Annotated in this window: 20 protein-coding genes; 14 read left to right on the top strand and 6 right to left on the bottom strand. The window is 33.5% G+C overall.

From position 1 onward, the window contains the following. Window positions 1–30: 30 nt before the first annotated feature. Window positions 31–975, bottom strand: coding sequence for a stage II sporulation protein M (locus N4A68_10890; protein MCT4564800.1), 945 nt, complete (start codon window positions 973–975; stop codon window positions 31–33). 90 nt (window positions 976–1,065) lie between these two features. On the opposite strand from N4A68_10890, the gene N4A68_10885 reads away from it, so the two are divergent. The 3 genes from N4A68_10885 (at window position 1,066) to ybaK (ending at window position 3,719) form a co-directional block, all read left to right on the top strand. Then, on the top strand, window positions 1,066–1,785 hold the full coding sequence (locus tag N4A68_10885; GenBank protein MCT4564799.1) for an RDD family protein: 720 nt from the start codon (window positions 1,066–1,068) through the stop codon (window positions 1,783–1,785). Window positions 1,786–2,129: 344 nt separating this feature from the next. After that, a complete protein-coding gene (locus N4A68_10880; protein ID MCT4564798.1) occupies window positions 2,130–3,161 on the top strand; it encodes an ATP-grasp domain-containing protein in 1,032 nt (343 codons plus the stop codon). A gap of 78 nt (window positions 3,162–3,239) precedes the next feature. Next, entirely contained in the window at window positions 3,240–3,719 is a 480-nt protein-coding gene (gene ybaK / locus N4A68_10875) for a Cys-tRNA(Pro) deacylase (GenBank protein ID MCT4564797.1), read from the top strand. A 284-nt stretch (window positions 3,720–4,003) separates the two neighbouring features. Here ybaK and N4A68_10870 read toward each other — a convergent pair whose 3' ends face one another. Genes N4A68_10870 through N4A68_10860 form a run of 3 tightly spaced genes read right to left on the bottom strand, consistent with a single transcriptional unit; the run spans window position 4,004 to window position 8,095 of the window. Continuing rightward, window positions 4,004–5,302: a hypothetical protein gene (locus tag N4A68_10870; GenBank protein ID MCT4564796.1), complete on the bottom strand. Its 1,299-nt coding sequence runs from the start codon at window positions 5,300–5,302 to the stop codon at window positions 4,004–4,006. Window positions 5,303–5,316: 14 nt separating this feature from the next. Beyond that, entirely contained in the window at window positions 5,317–6,417 is a 1,101-nt protein-coding gene (locus N4A68_10865) for a DUF917 domain-containing protein (protein MCT4564795.1), read from the bottom strand. A gap of 31 nt (window positions 6,418–6,448) precedes the next feature. Beyond that, window positions 6,449–8,095 (bottom strand): sigma 54-interacting transcriptional regulator, encoded by a 1,647-nt coding sequence (locus N4A68_10860; protein MCT4564794.1) that lies wholly within the window; start codon window positions 8,093–8,095, stop codon window positions 6,449–6,451. Between the two features lie 317 nt (window positions 8,096–8,412). Here N4A68_10860 and N4A68_10855 point away from each other — a divergent pair, with 317 nt between their 5' ends. The 6 genes from N4A68_10855 to N4A68_10830 all read left to right on the top strand — a co-directional run bounded on the left by N4A68_10855 (window position 8,413) and on the right by N4A68_10830 (window position 17,251). Next, on the top strand, window positions 8,413–9,678 hold the full coding sequence (locus tag N4A68_10855) for a cytosine permease (protein MCT4564793.1): 1,266 nt from the start codon (window positions 8,413–8,415) through the stop codon (window positions 9,676–9,678). A gap of 27 nt (window positions 9,679–9,705) precedes the next feature. Next, window positions 9,706–10,794, top strand: coding sequence for a DUF917 domain-containing protein (locus N4A68_10850; GenBank protein ID MCT4564792.1), 1,089 nt, complete (start codon window positions 9,706–9,708; stop codon window positions 10,792–10,794). Between the two features lies 1 nt (window position 10,795). After that, on the top strand, window positions 10,796–12,358 hold the full coding sequence (locus tag N4A68_10845) for a hydantoinase/oxoprolinase family protein (GenBank protein MCT4564791.1): 1,563 nt from the start codon (window positions 10,796–10,798) through the stop codon (window positions 12,356–12,358). A 291-nt stretch (window positions 12,359–12,649) separates the two neighbouring features. Then, entirely contained in the window at window positions 12,650–13,852 is a 1,203-nt protein-coding gene (locus tag N4A68_10840) for an oligosaccharide flippase family protein (protein MCT4564790.1), read from the top strand. A gap of 251 nt (window positions 13,853–14,103) precedes the next feature. Continuing rightward, window positions 14,104–15,339 (top strand): MerR family transcriptional regulator, encoded by a 1,236-nt coding sequence (locus N4A68_10835; protein MCT4564789.1) that lies wholly within the window; start codon window positions 14,104–14,106, stop codon window positions 15,337–15,339. Window positions 15,340–15,619: 280 nt separating this feature from the next. Further along, entirely contained in the window at window positions 15,620–17,251 is a 1,632-nt protein-coding gene (locus tag N4A68_10830) for an MFS transporter (GenBank protein ID MCT4564788.1), read from the top strand. A 165-nt stretch (window positions 17,252–17,416) separates the two neighbouring features. Here the strand turns inward: N4A68_10830 and N4A68_10825 are convergent, their stop codons facing one another. Next, entirely contained in the window at window positions 17,417–18,343 is a 927-nt protein-coding gene (locus N4A68_10825; GenBank protein ID MCT4564787.1) for a metallophosphoesterase family protein, read from the bottom strand. 232 nt (window positions 18,344–18,575) lie between these two features. Here N4A68_10825 and N4A68_10820 point away from each other — a divergent pair, with 232 nt between their 5' ends. The 5 genes from N4A68_10820 (at window position 18,576) to N4A68_10800 (ending at window position 23,346) form a co-directional block, all read left to right on the top strand. Beyond that, window positions 18,576–19,385, top strand: a complete 810-nt coding sequence (locus N4A68_10820) for a TIGR00266 family protein (protein MCT4564786.1) — start codon at window positions 18,576–18,578, stop codon at window positions 19,383–19,385. Window positions 19,386–19,680: 295 nt separating this feature from the next. Then, complete coding sequence (locus N4A68_10815) at window positions 19,681–20,913, top strand: efflux RND transporter periplasmic adaptor subunit (GenBank protein ID MCT4564785.1); 1,233 nt, start codon at window positions 19,681–19,683, stop codon at window positions 20,911–20,913. 10 nt (window positions 20,914–20,923) lie between these two features. Then, complete coding sequence (locus N4A68_10810; protein MCT4564784.1) at window positions 20,924–22,114, top strand: ABC transporter permease; 1,191 nt, start codon at window positions 20,924–20,926, stop codon at window positions 22,112–22,114. 13 nt (window positions 22,115–22,127) lie between these two features. Continuing rightward, a complete protein-coding gene (locus tag N4A68_10805) occupies window positions 22,128–22,664 on the top strand; it encodes a hypothetical protein (GenBank protein MCT4564783.1) in 537 nt (178 codons plus the stop codon). Between the two features lie 19 nt (window positions 22,665–22,683). Continuing rightward, window positions 22,684–23,346, top strand: coding sequence for an ABC transporter ATP-binding protein (locus tag N4A68_10800; GenBank protein MCT4564782.1), 663 nt, complete (start codon window positions 22,684–22,686; stop codon window positions 23,344–23,346). 142 nt (window positions 23,347–23,488) lie between these two features. Here N4A68_10800 and N4A68_10795 read toward each other — a convergent pair whose 3' ends face one another. After that, window positions 23,489–24,967, bottom strand: coding sequence for a cell wall metabolism sensor histidine kinase WalK (locus N4A68_10795; GenBank protein ID MCT4564781.1), 1,479 nt, complete (start codon window positions 24,965–24,967; stop codon window positions 23,489–23,491). Window position 24,968 lies beyond the last annotated feature (1 nt).

Raw genomic sequence — 24,968 nt, 5'->3', positions numbered from 1 at the left:
GGTTTTTAGGTAGCCGTACCCCATGTTTTTTTAAACATCCTGTACAGTTATAACAAAATAAATCAAAAGCCCAAGGGCTGTTGCAAAGGAGAACATTAGTTTTGCAATTGGTGGGATGGAAAGTGGAGTGAAAAACCCCTCTATAATACCAGCAATAACAAGCAGTAACATAATACCGAATACTAAAGAAACAGCTTCCTTTGAACCTCTTATGATGGAATGCTTTCTAGAATGTTCCCCGGGAAGTAGGATGGAATGGGCTATAATTAGTCCAGCTCCTCCAGCTATGAAAATGGCAGTTAGTTCTATTACTCCATGGGGTAATATTAGGGACCAATAGGTTGTTGGATTACCAAAATGATATACTAGCCCTGTTAGTCCTCCTAGGATTGCACCATTATGAAATAATACATAAATAGTACCTAGTCCAAGGGTTATACCGAATACCAATGCTTTAAAGGCCACAGATATGTTGTTAACAGTAATTAAGCTAGACATCAAAGGATAGTCCCAAGCTTCATTACCATCCATTTCCCAATCAATATTTTCTATCATATGTTCAGGTAGAAAATAGTATGCGTTTTGCGAATCCATGGAAACTAGTGTAAAGCTCAAAGCAAAGCCTATAAAAAATATTAAAAATGCTGTTAGTATGAAAATACGTAGTCTTTTTAATTGGATTGGAAAGCCACTACTAAAATATTTAAGTATACTCGAAAAACTACCCTTTTTAACGGCATAGATATGATTATGGGCTCTGCCTACCAAAGAGTTTAAATAAGGAATTATATCACTATTAGGAAAATGAGTCCTAGAGTACGCAAGATTGTGACTTGCCCTACGAAAAAGATATAAAAATTTTCTTAGCCTTTTCGGTTCAAGTTTTGAAATCCCTTTTTTATCCAATAAATTTGTTAGTTCCTTTAATTCCAGCCACGAAGAAGTATGTTTTTCAATAAATTGATTTTCTTTCAAAATTATCACCTCTATCAACCTATTGTATCAAATTAGTAATTAGAAATAAATGGGTAAATTTATAATCTATTAGAAAATGGAGGGAAAAATATGAATAAGATAAGAATTACAACTCCTGAAAATATTGAGATTGAGTACAGGCTGGCGGGGTTAGGTGCTAGAGCTGCAGCTGCAGTCATAGATATACTTATTCAAACCCTAGCGATAGCAGTAATAATAATAACCTTAGTTGCTTTTAAAATAGATCCAGCAGAGTTGTACGAGGACTATCAAGGATGGGTAATAGGTGCAGCTATCCTTGTCATATGGGTAATTGTTTATGGATATTTTATAATATTTGAAATGGCTATGAATGGAATGACACCTGGTAAAAAGATTTTTGGACTTAGAACCATTCGAAATAATGGACAACCGATAACCATAAAGCATTCCATAATTAGAAATCTATTTAGAATCATAATAGATCTATATGGAGTAGGTGTTGTGTTAATGTTTTTTTCAAAACAACACAAAAGAGTAGGTGATAATATCGCGTCTACCATTGTTATAGTAGAAGAAAAAAATGGGATTTACGGACCTTTGGAAATAAAAGCTAGTGAAAAAAGCAACTATAAATATTCTATTACAAGGAAGGAATATACCTTACTGAAAAACTATCTTTATAGAAAAGATAAGCTAGGTCAAAACATTATTCAACTAGAGAAGAAGTTAGGAGATTATTTTACAGAAAAACTTGAAATCACAAAAGCTGAAGGAGAATATAATATATTTTTAAATGAGCTATTTCAGCAGGCTGTAGTTAATGATTAATATGAAAATAGAAAATAGAACAACTTACTATGTATATATTTCTTGAAATATTAGGATGGGAGTATAAAATTTAACAAAAATGACTTATATGGTATAATTATGTTGGAACATATTCAACTTGACTCTTATTTAGTACAATTACATGATATTATAGGGTATGGCTTTGGGTAATATCTATAGTGGACGGGTTTTGTAGAAGCTAATTATTTAATTTCCTTAATTATTATTTACAAATATAAGGAATAAGGCATAGGGAAAAAATGAACAAGTCAGGTTACGAAATAATCAAAATGGTGAGTAATATGATTAGTTTGTTTTTGAATTTGCCTAAAGGGGGAAGCAGAATGGGATTAAAGATTGGGGTGATTTTTGATCAGTCACATGGGATTGTTGGGAATACAATAGAGACAAGGTGTGCTGATAACCAGAAACAAAAAACAAAAGAGGAAGTATGTAGGGTATTAAAAAAGAGATATGATGTAGTAGAAATTATAGCTGATAAAAATATTATCCAGAATTTAAGGGATAGTAAAATTGATTTAGCTTTTCCATTATGTACTGGCATTCGAGGAGAATGTAGACAATCGCATGTACCGGCAATTCTAGAAATGCTAGGGATACCATATGTTGGATCGGGAATTTTGGGACATTCCCTAGCTTTAAGTAAATCCATTGCAAAACAAATATTTGATTATAATAACATTTCTACACCTGCATTTCAAATATTCAATACTATAAAAGAGAAATTAGACTCGAACCTAAAATTTCCACTGATCGTAAAACCTTCTTGTGAAGGCTCGGGATTTGGTATCCACAAGGATAGTGTAGTATACAATGAAAGGGATCTAATTAAAAAAGTGAAAAGCTTACTTAAAGAATATCGACCACCTGTTTTGGTTGAAGAGTTTATAGAAGGTAGAGAATTGACAGTGGCTTTAATTGGGAATGGAAATCAAAAGGAGTTTCTTCCTATAATGGAGATTGATTTTGAGGATATTCCTGAAGAATTTGGTAAATTTTATACATTTGAAGTAAAATCTAAGTTTGATAAAAAAACAAAATATTTATGCCCGGCTCCATTAAATCCTCAAATCCAACAATCGGTAAAGTATAATGCTAAGAGAGCATTTGATGTCCTTGGTTGTAAAGATTTTGCGAGGATAGATATAAGACTAAGGGGAAATAAGCCCTATATACTTGAAATAAATAGTTTGCCAGGGTTAAAGCCCCAGTATAGTGATTTACCCAAGATGGCGTTAAAGGCAGGTTTATCCTACGAAGATCTAATATTTGAGATTGTGGGTACTGCCATAAATAGGTTGGAACAAGATAAAGTAACTATAAATTCAGTCTTAACCAAAAAGGGCATATCGTAGTTTATTTTAAACTATAGCTGTTAACTTTGTTTTTTTGGTAAAATATATATAATCATAATGTAGTGGGGAGTGATATATATGGCTAAAGCTAAAAAAACAAATGCCATGCGGATTCTAGATCAAAATGATATTGATTATAGTATCTTTAATTATGACAAAAACGATGGGAAGATAGATGGTATATCAGTAGCAGCTAAAATAGGCAAAGACCCGAAGCACGTATATAAGACCCTTGTAGTTCAAGGAAATAGCAAAAATATTTATGTTTTTGTAATACCCGTGGCTGAGGAGTTGGATTTAAAAAAAGCTGCAAGGGTATCTGGAGAAAAAAAGGTTGAATTGATTCCCGTTAAGGAAATATTAAAGGTGACTGGCTATATTAGAGGAGGATGCTCTCCAATAGGAATGAAGAAAAGCTATAAAACCTTTATAGATATTAGTGCAGGCGAAATTCATGAGATTATCGTAAGTGCAGGAAAAATAGGAGCCCAAATGGAGCTAAGGGTAAGGGACCTAATTAATATAATTGAAGGACAGCTAGAAGATATAATAAAATGATATATTCCAATATAGCCTAATTTTATATATTTTTTAAAAACCTCTAAAGGGATGACCCTAAAGCTTAGAACTTAAAACTTACAACTATAAATGCGTCCAAGACGCATTTCAGATTGTTGACAAAGTCAACAAGATGTCAGGCTGTCTAATAATTCGAAGTTCGAGGCGTGCTGAAACCGAGAGGCCGCGGCGTATATAGACATACGTAAGGGTTCTTGGTTTCAGTAACAACGAAGAAATTCGGGTTTTTAGGTAGCCTGAAATGCGTCCAAAACGCATTTGTTTTAGTCTATATCACCTTTAACATACAATTTTATGTAAAAAGCATTCTTTAATACATACTTGATAGGATTTATTTCGTATACATAATTAATAGCTTTAAGTTTGATTTTATCCTTTTCCAATATCCTTTTAGATTTTTCAATTAATGCTATTTTCTCTGCCTTGATGATATTAGGATCAGATGTAGCTACTATACTGGTTAGCTCTAGCTGAAAAAAGGAGTTTAAAGCCCCTTGAGCCAAGGTTGAAGAATATTTTTTGACATTTATTATTGGATATGTAAGAAGGGGCTTATGTAAATATAAATCCTCTACAAAATTGATTATTGGAACAGGCCCTGTAAAAGGATTATTGGATTTCAGAAAGCTATAACATGTTCTATTATACTGTGAAACATTTGTAAAACTACATTTCGGAAAAAAATTTGGTATATGTAGTCCTTGAAAATTACTAAAGGTATCGGAAAGTTTTGGTAATTTATTTTGGATTATACCCAACTTCATCTCTTGGCCATGATTGGTTAATACAAAGGCATCCTTTTCTCCAGTGGCGATACTGGCACCTATTAATTGACTAGAAAATAATGATTGCCATGTAAAGATTGGAGATATTGATGCGATTCTTAAGCTGGTTAATGTCCCACTACCCTTCATAAAATAGATTGATGAATTAATGCCTAAATCATTAAACATTTGGTTAATTGTGGTGAGGAAATTATTAACTGTATCGAATAAAAGCAAATCTAAAAACATTGCATTTTCCCTAAGCATATAATTAAAGCTACTGTAACTATAGGATGGATATATGGTAAAGGTATTTGGAAACATCCTATTTATATCTTGGATCAAGCTCTTCTCCTTATGGGGATTAAGGGCTGAAAAGGAACTACTTAGGGCGATCTTATTTATTCCTCTTTCCCTTAAATATTCAAGAAAATTTTTCAACTCTTTATTTTTTCCATTTGAATGGGAATCCGAAATACTAAGATTATATATATCTAAGGATATATTCTTCATGAATTCCTTTGTCTCAAGTTTACTATTTGTAACATCCCCTATTCTGATATATCCGAAGGAGCATTTTTTAATATCCTTAATAAATTTTGTGAAATCTATAACGAATATAACATTTCTAATGTTGTTAAAATCAATGGAATTAGAATTCAAAAAGGTCGATAAAAGATTTTTTAATTCCGATATTTTATTGTGGCTTTTATTAATAGATGCTACAGGGATATTAGAGACTCCAAATACCAAATCAATATTCATATCATCTATAATAATTACAAGATTTCCTTTCATAATCATCACCTAAATTAATAGTAATAGTTAAAATAAAGCTTTTCTAAAGGCTTGTAGGGGGATTTATAGCCAAAGCATTTAGGGCCAACAATATTCAATCCATCTATGGTTTTCCATACAAGGGGAGCTGGTGTCCCTATAACAGCTACTTTCATCCCTTTGGATAAATCGTTATTGCTAATAGGTGTTAATGTATCCAAGCTTATTAAGCTAATCAAATCCGGTGCCATTGCTGCTAGGGCATTGTTTTTATAGGCTATTAGATTTTCGTTCTGGGTCAAAATTTGAAACGCTTCTCCTTTATAATGCTTTATACCCTTCATATAAATTGATTGCCAGTTTTTATGGTCAACATTTTCTATATTATCAATTTCTCCTAGAAATAATTCAATACTAGCTCCGTAAATTGAATTTTTAGTGGACTTTATTAAATTATTTATAATATCCTCATAGGATGAAATATCCATGAAAACTTTACCTATTTCATAGGTAAAAGATAGAGTTCTTGGAATCAACATTTTTCTTAAGCTGCTGCCCTTTGAAGCACAGGAAGCAAAGAAACCAATATTATTATACTCACTTAGAACATGACGTATATTTAAATCAAGTAAAAAATTATCAACATCATAGTATTCGTATATTCTTAGCCCAGTATTGCAAAGTATAAAGGGCATCAAAGGCTGCTTGTTTAAATGGAATGTCGTCATTTGAAGCTCTGGAAATGCTCTACCCATACTATCACCATCAATAAAGGGAAGTTCTAATAAGCTAGCAACAAGAATGGGGTATAGTACATTAACACCTGCACATTCAAGGGTGAAAATGCCCTTAACCTCAGCCTTGGTAATGGATTGTAATGTTTCCAAGGCTTTTATTCCTTCCTTACCCGTACAATAAAAATCATCAATTACCTCTGGAGATCCTATTAAACCCACCGCAGCATAATTATTGGTTTCCTCTAAATCCTCAATGTCTAGCAGTGGAATAGTTAATCCCTTTGAAAAAATCTCCTCACAGAAAGACAATATATTGTTAGCTTTTCCCCCTCCACCAACACCTAAAAAAATACTGCCTAAAAACAAGGGCTTTATCCAGTTTAAATCTATATGCTTCATAAGTATCCTCCTAAAAGTATTGAAAATGAAATTAGTTTTTTATATTATATTTAGAAAGCCATCTATATAATGTTGCTAGGCTTATATCTAGGTGCTTAGCTAAATTCTTTTTACCCTCTGTGTCTTTCCCGAATTGCCTTACAAGCTCATATAATTCTTCCGCTGTGGGTCTGTTAGGTCTTTGATTTCTACTTGTTGAGAGATTTTGAGTACCAGTAGGCTTATCGTTTTTAATATATGCAGGTAAATCCGATACATCTATAATGCTTTTATTTGACATAGTAACACAATACTCAATAACATTCATTAATTCTCTTATATTTCCTTGCCAGTGATAGTTTTTTAAAATCTTCATTGCAGCATAGGAGAATGCCATGAAGCCCTTCCTTTGGGAAATGCAGTATTTTTTAACGTAGTATGTCAATAAAAGCTCTATATCATCATGTCTATTGTTTAATGAAGGAATATCTATTGGAATTACATTTATGCGATAATAAAGATCCTCTCTAAATTCATTCATAGCTATTTTATCTTCTAAGTTTTGATGTGTAGCACAAATTATCCTTACATCTATGGGGATTTCTTTATTGCTTCCCACGGGTTCGATATATCTTTCCTGCAATACCCTCAATAATTTGACTTGTATAGAAGTAGGCATATCTCCTATTTCATCTAAAAATAGAGTTCCCGTATCAGCCATTTGGAATTTACCTATTTTTCCTTCTTTTTTTGCTCCTGTGAAGGAACCACCCTCATATCCGAAGAGTTCGCTTTCAAGAAGATTTTCGGGTATTGCCGCACAGTTTAAAGCTATAAATGGTCTATTCCTTCTATTACTTAGGGTGTGTATTAATTTTGCATATTCCTCTTTGCCTGTACCACTTTCACCCCTCAAAAGTACGGTGCCATCGGTTGGTGCCACTTGATTAACAATGGATAATACTCTGTTGATTCTAGGATCTTTTCCAATGATTTTATTAAAGCTTTTAATTGAGTTTTTTTCATATTCTAAGTTGTTTTTAAAATTAGCTTGATTTGAAGTGTATTTTAGTTTCCCCACTAATTTGTTTCCTAAATACAACTCATTAGTATTCATATTGAAGATTTTATTGTTCGATAATTTAGTGGAATCGATATTTGTTATACCCATTCTTTCCGCTGATTTGTTATAAAATAAAAGTTTATCTTCCTTATCATAAAGCATAAGTCCATTGGATATTAGGTTTCCAATAAAAGCGGCTGATTGACTGTAGAGGGAATTTTTTTCCTTTATATCATCTAAAGATATTAGTAAAGTAATTGTTTCGCATAATGTGTTAAGCATATTTACTAAATTATCATCAAAATCTAAATATGAGTCCTTGGTTAAGCTGAAATCTTTATACTCCTTAAAAAATAACCATAATAGACCTTTTTTTTCATCGAGAATAGGAGTGTAAATCCCTTGGATATTGATATTGCTGCCTTCAAAAGTAGTCTCCCATGTTTTGATAATAGGATGCGTGCTAGCGATAAATTCTTTTCTTTGCCCTTTACTCAGAGTATAAAGGGATTTAAAGGTCATTGAATGCCTACTTCTTGCCTTCATTAAGGTTTTTTCTTCATCAAAGTAATAAATAGTACAATCCAATCCCTTGGCTAAGCTGGTGAGAAAAATAGAAGGTGATATTGTTTTCATAAATACATTCCTTTCATGAAAATTCTCAAAAATAAATTATAGGGGTGAAAAAATCTATGTTTCTCAGTTTTGTTCTCATTTTATCATAAGTAAAATGTTTTTTAAAAAGATAAGAAATAGAGAGAAAAATATATTTTTTATGAGAAAATACGAGAAAAGTATATATATTAGAAGATGTTTTTATAAAAAATAATGAGAAAAAATTATGAAAATTAAAGAAAATATATAAAATTTGGTCAAAATCAATAATTATTCTTGGCATAGTAATTGCATTCTATAAAATTCTAATTTAGTTATTTTGAAGGGAGATGAAAAAATTGACAGAAAATAACCAAACATCATCAAAACAAAAAAGATTAAAAAGTGTACCTATGGAACAAAGGCAATCATGGGGTAGTATTGCACTCATATGGATTGGTTCAATGATATGTGTCCCATCATTAATGATAGGTGGTCTTTTGGTATCGGGCTTAACCGTGGCACAAGCTTTTTGGGCAGGTGCTATAGGCTATAGTATAGTTGTACTTTATATGTGCTTCCAAGGTATGCAAGCCTCAGATACAGGACTTCCCACCGTAGGGGCAGCATCCAGTGCCTTTGGAGAAAATGGTTCAAGACTAATTATTTCACTTGCTTTAGGTATTGCATGTCTAGGGTGGTTTGGTTTTCAAGCCAATGTATGTGGATCTGCCTTTAGTGGAATCTTGGCATCTTCGGTGGGTATAAATATTCCTATTTGGATGTCATCGTTGATTTGGGGATTTATAATGCTTATAACTGCAATTTATGGTTTTAATGCTTTGAAATACTTAAATTATATAGCAGTTCCTGCATTAGTTTTAGTATCCATATATGGAGTGTATGCTTCCTTTGCCAAGCATGGGACTGAAATATTATCCAGTCATCAGCCAGCTCAGCCAATGAGCTTTTTGGCAGGTATAGCTTTAACAGTTGGGTCCTTTGCCTTAGGAGGAGTTATTGCTGGTGATTATTCAAGGTATGCAAAGGGTAGAGGTGATGTTATTAAATCCTCTGTTTTTGGAGTAGTGCCAGCGGGTATAGCAATGATTACAATGGGAGGGTTAATGAGCTTAGTTTCAGGAACCTATGACATAACTATGGTACTCACAGAGCTAGGAGTTCCTTCTTTGGGGCTTATTGCTTTGATTTTGGCCACATGGACAACCAATACCGTTAACGCTTATTCTGGAGGCTTAGCTATAACAAACCTATTTAATCTAGATGATTCTAAAAGAAGTATGGCAACGGCAATAGCAGGAATCCTTGGAACTGTCCTTGCAGTGGCAGGAATTATAAATTATTTTGTAAACTTTTTAATGATTCTAACCTCCGCCATTCCTCCAGTAGCTGGAGTTATGATTGCCGATTATTGGCTGGTTAAGGGGGGCAAGTCGGAGGACTTTAAAGCCAAGGCTGGTATTAATGTAATTGGTGTTGCTTCATGGTTTATTGGGAGTGTAGTAGCTATAGGTATTAAAAAAGGTATACAACCAATTAATGGGATCATTGTCTCAATGGTTATTTACTATTTAATATATAAATTCGCATCAAAAAATGATTAAAGATCATCTATATGAGGAGGTTATAATATGAGAAAATTAGATGCTCAAGCTATCGAGGATATAGCTTTAGGAGCTGCACTTTTAGGAACCGGTGGTGGAGGGGACCCCTATATAGGGAAATTAATGGCCCTACAAGCAATCAAAAAATATGGACCTGTTACTATGATAGATGTAGATGAAGTCCCAGATGATGCTTTTATTGTTCCAACGGCAATGATGGGGGCACCTACTGTACTCATAGAGAAGATAGCCAATGGATCGGAATTCAAAAGAGCCTTTGAAGCAATGGAAAAATATTATGGAAAAAAGATATATGCTACTATGCCCATTGAAGCAGGAGGAGTTAATTCCATGGTACCTTTAGCTGTGGCGGCACAAATGAAAGTACCGATTATCGATGTTGATGGGATGGGTAGAGCATTTCCAGAGCTACAAATGGTGACATATCATCTACATGGGATAACCTCATCACCTATGGTTATTACAGATGAAAAGGGGAATGTATCAGTACTTGATACCATTAGCAACAGTTGGTCTGAAAATATAGCCAGAGCCATGACCGTTGCTCAGGGGGGTTCTGTAATGATATGCATATACCCTATGACAGGTAAGGATATAAAACAATGTGGTATTAGAAAAATCATGACCTATTCTGAAGATATAGGAAAATCCATAAGGGAGTCAAATAAACATGATATACCTCCTATTAAGCAGCTTATGGATAAAATAGATGGCTTCGAGCTTTTTAAGGGTAAAATCACGGATGTACTGAGAGAAACTAAGGGTGGCTTTAATTTTGGTACTGTGAAACTAGAGGGTTTAGAAGAATATAGGGGAGAAAAATGCGAGGTGAATTTCCAGAATGAGAATCTTGTGGCTAAGAAAGGTGATGAAGTTTTAGCTACGACGCCGGATTTAATTTGTTTAGTTGATTTAGAAAATATTACTCCAATAACTACCGATGCATTGAGATATGGAAGACGTGTTCTTGTTATAGGATTAAAATGTGATAAGCAATGGAGAACCGACAAAGGCATAGAAACTGTTGGGCCTAAATATTTTGGTTATGATATTGATTATGTCCCTATAGAGGAACGTATGAAAGGAGCTTGGTAGAATGATTTATAGATTAGGCGTAGATGTAGGGGGAACTAATACCGATGCAGTTATAATTGATGAAAATCTCAAGCTTATTTGTAGTGTAAAGATGCCGACTACTGAGGATGTAAGCACAGGAATATTTGAAGCAATTCACGGAGTTTTAGAAAAATCGAGAATAGAAAAGGATAAGATAAAATATGCCATGCTTGGAACCACCCAATGTACAAATGCAATTGTTGAGAGGAAGAAATTAAGTAAAGTTGGTATCATCAGATTAGGTTCTCCAGCAACATGCTCCATAGAACCTATGGCGGACTGGCCCGAGGATTTGAGAAAAGCGGTTAGTGAAAACTTTAATATAGTTAAGGGCGGATATGAATTTGATGGTAGAGAATTAACTTCTTTAGATGAAAATGAGATAAGAGATATTGCTAGGAAAATGAAGGGTAAGGTAGAAGCAATAGCTATATCCTGTGTTTTTTCTCCCATCAAGGCCGATCATGAAATAATGACAGCAAAAATTATTAGGGAAGAATTAGGGGATATATCTATTTCCATGTCCCACGAAGTTGCAAGCATGGGGCTTTTAGAAAGAGAGAATGCCACTATACTTAATTCAGCCCTTATGAGTGTTGCAGAAATAGTTACTGAAGGATTTAGAGAAGGGTTAAAAAAAGAAGGAATTAATGATGCGAAGATTTTCCTATGCCAAAATGATGGTACATTAATGAGTGCAGAATACACTAAAAGATTTCCAATTCTGACTGTGGCCTGTGGCCCAACAAACAGTATTAGAGGGGCTTCATTTTTAAGCAAAATGAAGAATGCTATAGTTCTAGATGTTGGTGGAACTACTAGCGACATAGGAGTTATAGTTAACTCTTTTCCAAGGGAATCTTCCCTGGCTACCGATGTAGGTGGGGCCAGAACTAATTTTAGGATGCCTGATATTATTGCCATTGGCCTTGGGGGCGGAACAATCATAAGAAAGAAGGATGGAACTATTAAGGTAGGCCCTGACAGCGTTGGTTATAAATTGACTGAAAAGGCACTAGTTTTTGGTGGTGATACCTTAACGGCTACGGATATTGCGGTTAAGCTAGGTATGGCGGATATAGGGGATGCATCAAAGCTAGAGCATATTGATAAAGAGTTTGCAGAGGAAACTATGGATATTATGATGGGAATGATTGAAGCTGGCATAGATAAGATGAAGTTGTCGTCGGAGCCCGTACCCGTTGTACTGGTAGGGGGAGGGGGAATAATAGTTAAAGATACCCTCAAAGGAGTGTCAGAGCTAATAAGACCAGAAAGCTTCCCCGTTGCAAATGCAATAGGTTCAGCTATAGCCCAGGTGAGTGGAACCTTTGAAAAGCTGTTTACCCTTGATACAATTACTAGGGATGAAGCTTTACAAAAAGCAAAGGATGAAGCTATTAGCATAGCAATAAAAGCAGGGGCCGATGCTGATACTATTGAGATAGTTGAGGTAGAAGATGTTCCTTTAGCCTATCACCCTGGAAATGCGGCTAGAATGAAGGTGAAAGCAGCAGGAAATCTAGATATTAATGCTGGTTAAATAATATAACCAAGTTCTATAGAAAGATCTAGCATACATTTTGTGTGCTAGATTTTTTAAAATAAAGATTTAAAGTATATATACGTGTATTTCTCGATTTAAAGGAGGAAAAAAGGAATTAGTATGGAACTCTCTATATAGAGATTCCAGTCAAAACTTTAATTTATACATATCAAAACTCCCTAGAAACATCGGATATTTTGATATGTATAAATTAAGATTTACTTGGAACTCTCTCTATGATATCCAATACTGTAAAATATAATTGATGAATGAGGGATATATATATATATGGAAACTGAAAATTTTACTCGAAAGCTTATGGAATCTTTTTTAGGGAACGTCGCTACATTTCTATTAAATATGCTATTCCCATTTGTGGTTACAAAACTATATGGTGCTGATATACTAGGAAAATATACCTATGGGTATTCTGTAGTTATGATGACGATTTTCTTGGCATCATTAGGACTGGATATGGGGATGCTTTATTTTATACCTAGAGAGGGAAATAAATATATTACAGCATCATTCATATTGAATTTCATATCCAGTTCGTTCATTATTCTAGTTTTACTTATCTTTAATAGAGACAATACTGTTAGAGCCATGTTACCCTTAATCTGGTTTTTATCTGCAGAGCAAATGTTTTTTGCTTTGTATAGGGCAAAGCAGAATATTCAAGAGTTCTTTTGGGTAAAAATTTTATCAAGCCTGGGACTGAAAATAATTTTTACTTGTATATTCTTTTATTTATATGGAGTAAATTCATTAAATATAATTATAGCTACATATATATCTACTGGTATATCCCTACTTTTCTATTTTATCAAGCAAAAGAAAATGTTTGGGGAATTTTTAATAACTAAGGAAGTAATAGGATATTCTCTTCCACTGGTGGTTGGGTCAATGATGTCAGTTATAATTAATAATATAGATATGATAATGATAGGAAATATATTAAATAAACAGGAAGTTGCCATTTATGATGTAGCAGCTAAATTTGCCACATTTCCTTCTATATTACTAACTGTGTTTAATACAGTATTTCCACCTATTGTTGCCAAGCTTTATCACGATGGAGAATTGGATAAACTTAGAAGCATGTACAAAGGATCGGCTAGAACACTTGCAGCTATATCAAGTGCAATCATTTTACTAATGATTATATTTAGACAAAATATATTAGCTTATTTTGGGCCAGATTTCATTAGAGGCCAATATGTTATAGTATTTAGAGGTATAGGTCAGCTAATAAATGCATCCGTCGGTAGTGTATGGTATATAGTATGTATGACTGGCCGTCCAAAAGTAAATATGGTGGGTAAGATTTTAGCCGCGTCAATCAACACGGTATTGAATCTAATACTTATACCTATTTGGGGAATTTCGGGGGCCGCACTCGCCAGTATGATTGCAGTAGGATTTGTAAACATATTGGGATATTCTATAGTTAAAAGAATCTTAAATGTAAAGGTTTTTGGAATTGTATAGTTAAAAACAAATATAGATGAATTAAAGCTATTTATTATGAAATAAATTGAGCAAATTGCATAATTACTTTCTATAAAAACCATCTACTACATGTAGTTTAAAAATCTTCAAAGCTATACCATCAAATATGCTTATATCTTAAGTAATCAAATTAAGGATGATATTCGCATATGCAATTGTGACAAGTAGGAGTTATGCAATTTCCTCAATTGATACAATAGATACATATTATTGTGAATTCGGGTGATAGAATGAAAATAGGACGGTTTTCAAATGAAAATGATATTAGCATAGATACAATACGACACTATATGCATTTAGGTTTGATTACGCCAGAAAAATCCGGTGGGCATTATGACTTTGATGAAAGATGCAAAGAGGATTTAGAAGAAATTCTTAGTTTAAAGGGAATGGGCTTTACCTTGAATGAAATTAAGTCCATATTTTTATTTAAAAAACTTGGGAAGCTTACCCCCTATCAAGCAAATGAATGCTTCAAGGAATTCTTTGTAAATAAACTTAGCAAAGTAAATAAACAATTAGAGGAATTACCAAAGATTAAATTGAAGCTAGAAGGAAAGCTGAATGAGATTTCATCTGAAAAGTATGATGATAATACTAAGATAGGCATAGATATAAGTGCTTTGTCTCTTTTTAAATGTTTAAAGTGTGGGAATGATTTGATACTACATGAAGGAAGTATATCGAACAATCAGATTATCAATGGAAAGCTTAAGTGCAGATGTGGAGAAGAGTATGGCATTGAGGACGGGATTTTACTTTTAGATAGTAGGGCTAAAAATATAAATAATAATTCCATGTATTGTGATGGAACTGAGTATGACTATATAGCTGAATATATAAATAAAACTGACCCCAATTATTTAAATAATATATATAAGGGACTGGAATGGACATACAAGAAGCTTGATTTTAATGAACTTAAGAATAAGGTTATACTGGATTTAGGGTCAGGGGTTGGATTTTTATTGAGGTATATATATAATGACTTACCCGATGATTCCTTATACATAGCAGTTGATCATGATATCAAGGCCCATAAGTTTTTGAAAAATATATTAGAAAAAGCAGACAGACGAAAGAAAGTAATATTTATATGCTCAGATTTTTTAGACATACCATTAGAAAATAAATTAGTTGATATTTTAATTGATAATTCTGGTTCCAGTAATTATGGGTTTGAGCATGAAGATTTTCTGCTAAAGCTTATAGATGGTTATGTAAAGGATAGTTCCCTATTGATAGGCGCATATATAGTATTTAAGAAATTTAGTTTAAATAGCTTTATAGATGATAAATGTAAGAAGAACTTTACCTTAAGTAATATCAAAGAGGGAATCAAAAAGCTTAACTACAAGGTCGTGGATGAAAGAACATCCGATGTAGTAGACAAGGGTGGTAAATACGAGAGTTATTTCCGGGAAGATGAAAGAGTATATAGTTATATGGTTTATGGAAAAAGATAGGGTTAACCCTATCTCAGGCTGCCTAACAATCCGAATTTCTTCGTTGTTGCTTTAACCAAGAACCCTTACGTATGTCTGTATACGCTACGGCCTCTCGGTTTCAGCACGCCTCGAACTTCGAATTGTTAGGCAGCCTGTCATCTTGTTGACTTTGTCAACAATCTGAGATAGGGTTAACCCTATCTTTTAGTAGTTTTTTTGTTGAAAAAATATAATTTAGTTATTGATATGGTCTGTGGCCAACTATTTATAATGGAGTTAAAGGATAGGAGGCTTCAATATGACTATGTCAGTTCATTTTTTAAACAAATTAATGGGGAAAAGGGAACTTTCAAATCTTATACTTTTTTCACTGGGAAAACTTGTTTCGTTATTTGGTACGTTTATATATGCATTTGCCATAGGACTATATGTACTTGAGCTTACGGGATCTGGGCTGTCCTTTGCAACCACTTTATTTTTTAGTACAATTCCCATGGTCATAATAAATCCTATTGCTGGAGTACTAGCAGATAGGCTCAACAAAAAGATTCTAGTAGTATCTATGGATTTGCTCAATGGAGTACTTTTAATAGGACTTTATTTTATTAGCTTAGTTAATGGATTATCCCTTACTATGATTTATCTAAGTACATTCATTATGACTAGCTTCATAACTATATTTGATATAAGCTTTGAAGCTGCTAAGCCTAATATAGTTTCAAAAAATAATTTGATGAGTGTAAACTCCATCAGTAAAATTATTGATTCCATAGCAACCATTTTAGGCCCTATGGTTGGAGGAATCCTATTTGCCATAGTAGATATAAGGACATTTATAGTTTTTAATGGTGTATCATTTATTCTTTCCGGAATCTCAGAAATGTTTATAGATTTTAAATTTAACTATGAAGAACATGACGAAGAAAAAAAAGAAATCAATTTAATAAAGGATGTCAAAGAAGGCTTTGGGTATATGTTAGGGGAACAGGAAATTATTAGTAAATTTATGGTAGTAGTTTTTCTCAATTTTTCCCTTGGTTTATCCATATCAGTACCATTGCCCTATATTATAAACAATGTATTAGGATTGGGGTCAAAGTATCTGGGCATAATCCAGGGTTCATTTCCTATAGGATTAATAATAGGTGCTGTTTTTGTTGGAAAGCTCCTTATACGATTAGACTATAACAGGATTTTAATGACGATGAATTTCATACTTGCAATATCTATTTTTATGATAGGTATACCAGTTTTTCCATTCAATATTATTACAAATGAAATTGCTATAGTTATTTATTATTGTTTAGTAATGTCTATAGTAGGAGTAGCTATATCCTTTATTGACATACCTTTAATATCTATTTTGCAAAGCATTATACCCGATGAATATAGAGGTAGAGTGTTGAGTTTAGTTATTAGTATGGGTAAGATTATATCGCCTTTGGCCTTTATGCTGGCAGGAGCTTTAATAAATATTTTGCCAGTCTACCTATTACAGTTATTTGGTAGTATGATTTTGATTACTTCAAATATAGTACATTCAAGAAATAGTAGAAAAGGATATTTTGAGTATAAGAGAAGTCTTATAAATGAACAAAGAATACAGATAAATATTATTTATATTATGCTAGAGTTGTTTTTGTTCATAATTATTAGGCCTAAAAATGTAGATATGTTCTTTTTAATATGGATATTACTGTCATTATTATTGTTGTTAGACAATATTATCAATAAGAGAGCTAACAATCCACCAAAGCATTTAAACTGCACAAATGATATTTTAGGTATAGGCTTATTAAAAAAAGATATGGCTATTTCAAGAGATAAAAGAATTTATGGTGGAGCTTTTGATGAAATGAATTTAGTTTATTTATCTTGTTTAACAATAAATTTTATAGGATATATGTTGGTATGTCTTCGCAGATTCTAAAACTATATATAGTAGATGTTTTTTACGGAAGGTAATTATGCAATTTGCTTTATTTATAGCAAACTAAGCTCCTAAGGATATAAATATATTCTCCTTAGGAGTTATTTCAGTTCATTTCCGAAGAAAGATTTGACCAAGAACGAAGGGCTTAATATCCCTGGGTTTTTATTTTGCAGAATAATTCGCTGAGCCGGAGCTATTTTCAAAGTAGTAGTCTAATTTTCGTGGGCCAGATATTATTTCACGACCTACATACAATATACCCTTGGCATTTGCTTTGATATTCCATTTAACTAAAGCAATTTTACCATCTTCGATTTCTATACCCGTTATACATCGGGGGTGAACACAGCTGCCATCATTAAAGTATAAATTGTTGTTGAACTTAGGGAACATAGGACGATGGGTATGTCCGGCAATAATCATTTGATTGTTTTCCTTTACCCATTCTAAAATCTTCTTTTCAGTATCTTTCTTTTTCTTAAAATTCTTTGCAGGACTAGTGGGATCTTTATAACCCAAATATAATTCTAAAGGTCTCCATACATACCTAACTAGGAATCTAGTTAGCCACCATAAATAATCATTTAGTAGATCCCCTTGATGTCCATGTACAACAAATATTTTGTTCTCAGTATCTTTATAGCGTAGGACTAAACCTTCGTGAATTTCTATATTTTTAAATAGTGGCTCTATCCTTTTTTCACGTTCATCATAATAGTGATATAGATTCTTCTTAACATAGCTTTTATTTTTTTTTACCATGTCATGATTTCCGTAAATCATGTGTAGACGGTTATTGGCATGAAATTTTTTTAAAATATCAAAGATATGACTATGGGATTTTCTTATTTCAGTAAACCTTCTATTCTCCCAAAGCTCATCTCCATCCCCAAGCTCAATGTATGTGAATCCAGCATTGTAATAATAGTTTAGGGCTGTAAACATGACATTTTGATTATGGGCAAAGTTATCGGCCCAGCTATTATCTCCACGGTGACAGTCGCTAATTAGAACTAGCTTAGATGATTCATCAAAGGGTATTTCCTTTGATGAGTTAAATACTTGTGTTAATCGTTTAAATGTAGACATATTTTATACCTCACTAAATAATAATAAATAATGAATTGTCCATATTGAAAAATAAATAATATCATTATAATATATGACTTTCATATATGTTTTGTTCTTGTTTATTTGAACAAATTGCATAATTACTTTTAATAAAAGTAGTAAAAATTATTTGTTTTAATGTTATCTTAAGGAATTGGTTAGTTAATATTTGGTATAATTGTAATAGATTAAATACAAGGAGGCTATAGGTATGAGAAATGCTCATGAAATCGATTATAAGTTATATGGGGATGACATGCAGTTTGTTGAGATCGAACTAGACCCACAGGAAAGTGTAGTAGCTGAAGCAGGAGCAATGATGTATATAGAACAAGGGATTCAGATGGAAACTATTTTCGGAGACGGATCGGGAAAAAGTAATCAAGGCGGATTTATGGGAAAATTGTTTGGAGCAGGTAAGAGACTTATTACTGGAGAAAGCTTGTTTATGACAGTATTCACTAATATGGGGGCTGGGAAACAACATGCCTCATTCGCTTCACCCTATCCAGGAAAGATCATCCCAATGGATTTGAGTAGTTATGGAGGCAAGCTAATCTGTCAAAAGGATGCTTTCCTATGTGCTGCAAAGGGGGTTTCAATAGGAATAGAATTCCAAAAGAAAATAGGAACGGGATTCTTCGGGGGCGAAGGATTTATTATGCAAAAGCTAGAAGGCGATGGCTTAGCATTCTTACATGCCGGGGGAACTATTATTGAGAAGGAACTACAGCCCGGGGAAAGCCTTAGGGTTGATACAGGGTGCCTAGTAGCATTTACTAAAAACGTAAATTATGATGTCCAGTTTGTAGGAAATGTAAAAAGTGCATTCTTTGGTGGCGAGGGTCTATTTTTCGCTACAGTTAGGGGGCCAGGTAAGGTTTGGCTCCAATCCCTTCCATTTAGCAGGTTAGCAGATAGAATATATTCTGCAGCCCCTCAAACCGGTGGAGCAAGAAGAGGTGAAGGAAGCGTACTTGATGTTTTAGGTGGTCTAGGAAATCTAATAGATGGAGACTAGAGTTTAAAAATAAAAAAGTAAGTTTTAAGAAAGTTTGTATATACATATGGCTATCTATAGTCATATGTATTTTTTTGTAAAAATAACTTAATATTGAGATTTAAAACCCAAAAGAAAGACCAAAAAACTTGTAGCTTACCAACATTCACAAATCATTCTGATTTGCATCACCCTTTCATCACATTTGATATTTATAATAAAATTAGAAATTAAAATACGGTATTTTTCTTATAATACTATGGTTTTTTATATTGTTATAAAAATCTATGGAAGTAAATAAAGGAGGTAATTAGGGTTGTCAAAAAAGTTCATTAAAATATCTGGCATACTTGTGGCTATTATATGTATTGGTTTTGTTGGATTAAAGTACATAAACAAACCGGTGGAATCTATAGGTGAGACTACGGCAATAAAAGAAGAACAGGTAATGAGAGGGGATATTACAATTGATTTTGATAGTGATGGAGAGGCAGAAATACCTGTAGTAAATTTAGATTTTGATATAAGCGGTAAGCTAAAGGAGCTTTATGTACAGGAAGGTGATGAAATTAGTAAAGGACAGATTTTAGCAAAGCTAGATGATACGGAATACGTAAAAAAGCTAAAAACTGCTGAGATAAACTACAAGAAAGCTCTTGCGAGTCTTGAACAAAAGGAGGAAAATAGAAAGCTTAGCCTTTTAGCCGAACAACAGAAGGTAGAGGACTTAAAAGCAAAATTCAACCAAATGGAAGCAGAGTATTTACCGATGGTTGAGCTAAAGGATATATACTCAGAGCAAGCTTTACATATCAAGAGGACTTCCTATGAAAGTGCAAAATCGGCCTATGAGTTTCAATTAGAAAGATATGATATTCTATCAAACTCTAATAAAGATATAGAGCTTGAAAAAGCAAATGTCGAATCGGCAAAGCTTTCATTGGAAATGGCTAAGGATGATTTAAGTAGTACAATTCTGGAATCCTCCATAGAAGGAAGGATATTGAATTTAGCTTATAAACCTGGAGAGACAATTACCAGCATAAAAGAATCAGTTACATTAACTGCAAATACTACACACTTTATGATTGTTTCGGATTCAGATAAAGTAGAGGTTGTTGTACCAGTTTCCGAAATAGATTTATCAAAGGTGGAATTAAATCAACAAGTGGAGGTAGAATTTGAGGCCTTTGAGGGTCAAAAATTCATGGGAAAAGTCATTTCAATGGATGCTTTACCTATAATAGATAATAGTGGATTAGTTACATTTGATATTAGAATTGAACTCGATGGTGGAATTGATAAGATCAAATCAGGGATGACTTGTTCAGTTTCTTTTATAATCAGGCAGAGAAAAAATGTTACATATATATCTAATAAAGCAGTAACAATGGCAGAAGGTAAGCAGGTAGTACAGGTCAAAGATAAAAATGGTAATACAGAGATCAGAAATATTAAGACGGGACTTACCGATGGAAAATATGTAGAAGTTACTGAAGGGCTTAATGTAGGAGAAATCATTTTGATAGAAGATAAGAGGGTAAAGTAGGTGTATAGTTATGAGCTTTTCTGAGATTATAAGATCAATTTTTATTAATATTAGAGAAAATAAGTCTAAGGTTTTTCTTACTACATTAGGGGTTATCGTTGGAGCTTTGACTATTGTATTAGTGATGGCTATTGGAAATGGAAGTCAGGCAAGTGTTGAAGAACAATTTAAAAGACTGAATGTAGGTACCCTGCATGTGATGACGGCCTTTGGTAGAGGTGGTGGAACAAATCTTAAGCTTGGAACGGAGGATATGGAAGCCATAACTGATGAGGCAGCTTCCATCAAAAGTGTTAGTATGATGATTAATGGTAATGCCAGTATAAGCTATCAAGGAGTCTCAGCCAATTCAAATGTGGGAGGGGTAAAGGGTGATTTTAAAGAGATAAACAATCTTGAGTTAGAATATGGAGAGTTTATAAATGAGGATAATAGTAGTGACAAAGTGGCTGTTATTGGATCGGAGATAGTGAAGCTACTTTTTGAAGAAATGGATGGTTCCGAGGTTATAGGGGAAAAGCTGATACTAAATGGAAAGAGGTTTGAAATAATTGGGGTTCTACAGTATATAGGAAGTGGTGAAAGGGGGTTTAATCCTGATGAAGGTGTTATTATACCATATGAAGTAGCTGAAAAGTACATAACAGGGAGAAATCTACGACCTATGATTATGGCCCTTGCTAAGGATATAGATCATGTGGACTTAGCGATAGATGAAATTAGTGTAGTGCTTCAAAAGAGATATGGATCTAATAGTGAAAGGTTTATGATTAGGGATGCAGGAAGTAGTCTTGAGTCAGCAAGAAGTTCGGCAAATACTATGACACTTATGCTTTTATCAGTAGCAACAGTGGTTTTAATTGTAGGAGGAATAGGTATAATGAATGTACTGTTTGTTTCCGTTAAAGAAAGGACTAGGGAAATAGGCATTTTAAAGGCTATTGGGGCTCGAAAAAAGGATATACTTCGTATATTCCTATTTGAAGCAATTATTGTTAGTGGAGCAGGAGGGGTTGTAGGGATACTTTTAAGTATAGCTGTAATGCCGGTGATGGATTATTTTAATGTAAGGGCTATTCCCAGTATGTCCGGATATTTATTAGCTTTTGGTTTTTCAGTGGTAATAGGTACTTTTTTTGGTTATTATCCTGCTTCAAAGGCGGCTTCTCTTAAGCCTATTGATGCATTAAACTATGAATAAAGGGGATGTTTATATGAATAAGCTTGTTTCTAAGTTTTGTATAGTACTAATTTGTCTATCGATTGGATTATCAGGATGTGCGGCATCAAGTCAACCCAGTGAGGTAGAATTAAACAATAAAGTAAATCAAGTTGGAGAAGAAAAGGATGCAAATAAGGAAGAAAAAAGGTCCAGAAAACGGCCAGATATATTTGGAAGGGTTAAAAGTATCACTGGTAATGAATTAGTATTGGAAATTGCCAAAATGCCTCAAATGTCAGCTAATAGGGATAATAAGCAGAAGAATAAAGGGGTTGGAGTACCTATTGGGGAAGAAAAGGGTAGTGGTAAAAGATTCCAAGGCTCAGGAGGGAGAGAACTGGAATTCACAGGTGAGACTGTCACATTGCTTATACCCGTAGGTATACCAATAACAACGAGAAGCCAAAGTGGAACAAGGGCAATTGATTTGGTTGATATATATGAAGGTTCCTCACTACAAATATGGTTTGATGATATAGATAAAGAAGAAAGAATGATCACCCATGTTGTGATGCTGCAAGGAAGGTAATAATATGAATAATAATACAATAATCTATATGGAGGACATAGTAAAGTCCTATAAAATGGGTAAGAACATACTAAAGGTTCTAAAGGGTGTATCTATAGAAATAAAAAAAGGTGAATTTGTTGCAGTTTTGGGGCCTTCAGGTTCAGGTAAATCAACTTTAATGAACATTATTGGATGTATTGATATTGCTGATTCAGGAAAATATGTTCTATCTGGACAGGATATTAAGGCAAAAAATGACGATGAGTTGGCCCACATAAGGAATAGAGAAATAGGATTTATATTTCAAAAATTTAACCTTTTATCCAAATATACCGCTGAGCATAATGTAGCATTTCCTTTGCTATTAAGAGGAATTGATAAAATTGAAGCCCATCAAAGGGCAAGGGAAGTACTAGATAGTGTAGGTCTTGGAGATAGAACAGATCATAAGCCCTTTGAGCTATCTGGAGGACAACAGCAAAGAGTGTCGATTGCTAGGGCGTTAGTTGGTGAACCAAATATACTACTTGCCGATGAACCAACGGGGGCATTGGATTCTAAGACTGGGGAGGAGATACTTGATCTATTTGTAGAATTAAATAAAAGGGGCAATACTATTGTAATGATAACCCATGATTTAGATATAGCTAAAAGAGCTGGTCGGATTATAAATGTGAGAGATGGGGAGGTATATGAATAGGGGATGTCTCAAAAGACAATCCCTTGAGTCAGCATCTGGGTGTTTCAGAATGAATGAAGTTCGAGGTTCTGAAATTTCATCGGTTTGGATAGTACTGATGTACGTGCCAAGTCGGTGAAATTTTAAATAACGAAGAAATTCGTCATTCTGATACACCCCTAATCTCAAACCACACTGTAGTTCCCCTATCTATTTCACTTTCAATTCCATACTTGAAATTATGGGCATCTAAAATATTTTTTACTATTGACATTCCAAGACCAGTCCCACTATCATCTCTTTTTCTTGACTTATCTACCTTATAAAATCTATCCCAGATATAGGGTAAATCCTCTTTAGGAATTCCCTTGCCATTATCAATAATATCAACTCTGGTGATATTATTTGAATTATTGATTTTAATAGTGACCTTTCCATTTTCATAGGAGTGATTAATAGCATTATTTATAATATTATAAAATACTTGATGGATTTTTTCTTTGTCGCCATTAATTAAAGTCTCTTTATTATCAATTTCTAATATAATATCTATACCTTTGTTTGAGGTAAAGAATGAAAGCTTATCTATCACATTATTTATTATATTGATAATTGGAAAGGGTGAAGTTTCAAGCTTTGAGTATCCTGATTCCATCTTTGATAGATAAAGTATGTCTTCAACTATATCATTCAATCTAGTTGATTCATCAATAATAACCTGTAGATGGTCAGTTGTGGCCTCATCATTTCCAGTATTTATATCCTTAACCAACTCAGCATAGGCTCTTATTAAGCTAATGGGAGTTTTTAGCTCATGGGAAGTATTAGCGATAAATTCTCTTCTGAAATTTTCAGTTTGTCCCAGCTGATTAGACATATTATTTATGGTATCACCTAAATCACCGATTTCATCCTTTGAATCTAGTACTACATTTGCAGTAAAATCACCCTTTGCTATTTTCCTTGCAGTATCGTTAATTTGTCTGATTGGTTTCGTGAAATGTTTGGCAAATAATAAGGCCAAAAGTGTACCGATTATTAAGGATGCAAATGTAATGATGGATAACTGCTTTTTTAATATTGATATCATCTCTTCAATAGGTGCTAATGGAGAATTTAAAAGTGTATAGCCCATTATATTTCCATTATCTTCAATTGGTATACCTACTATTATAGCCTTTCTTTCGGGAAACCTTGGATCAGTTTTGATTATGGTAAATGTGCTTTTTTCTGAAATGTTTCGTTCTATTTCCTCATCATTATAAAAAACCGATAGAGTTCTTCTAATAAAACCTTCCTTAGATTCAGCATCTCCATCTAGCGGGCCTTTGTCTCTCTTAAAAGAGTGTTTAGGAGCATTATAGAACAATATATTACTGTAGGAATCTATTATTAAAATCCTTGCATTATAGGATGCTCCGACAGTCTCTATCTCTCCAATAATCTCTTGAGACACTGACTCATAGTCTTTAGATGAGGAAAGCATTGACGAAAGCTTTTCCCCTTCCTTTAATAGGATATTAGATCTTTCGTTGATATAAAAGCGGTTTAATAATCCAATTTGAAACAGCCAAATAATTAGGAGAATAATTAGCACCAATGAAGTAATGCCAAGCCAAACCTTGCTTAAAATACTTTTCATC

This window comes from Maledivibacter sp. (assembly GCA_025210375.1).
Taxonomy (GTDB): Bacteria; Bacillota; Clostridia; order Peptostreptococcales; family Caminicellaceae; genus JAOASB01.
This window is presented reverse-complemented; position numbering and strand designations above follow the sequence as displayed.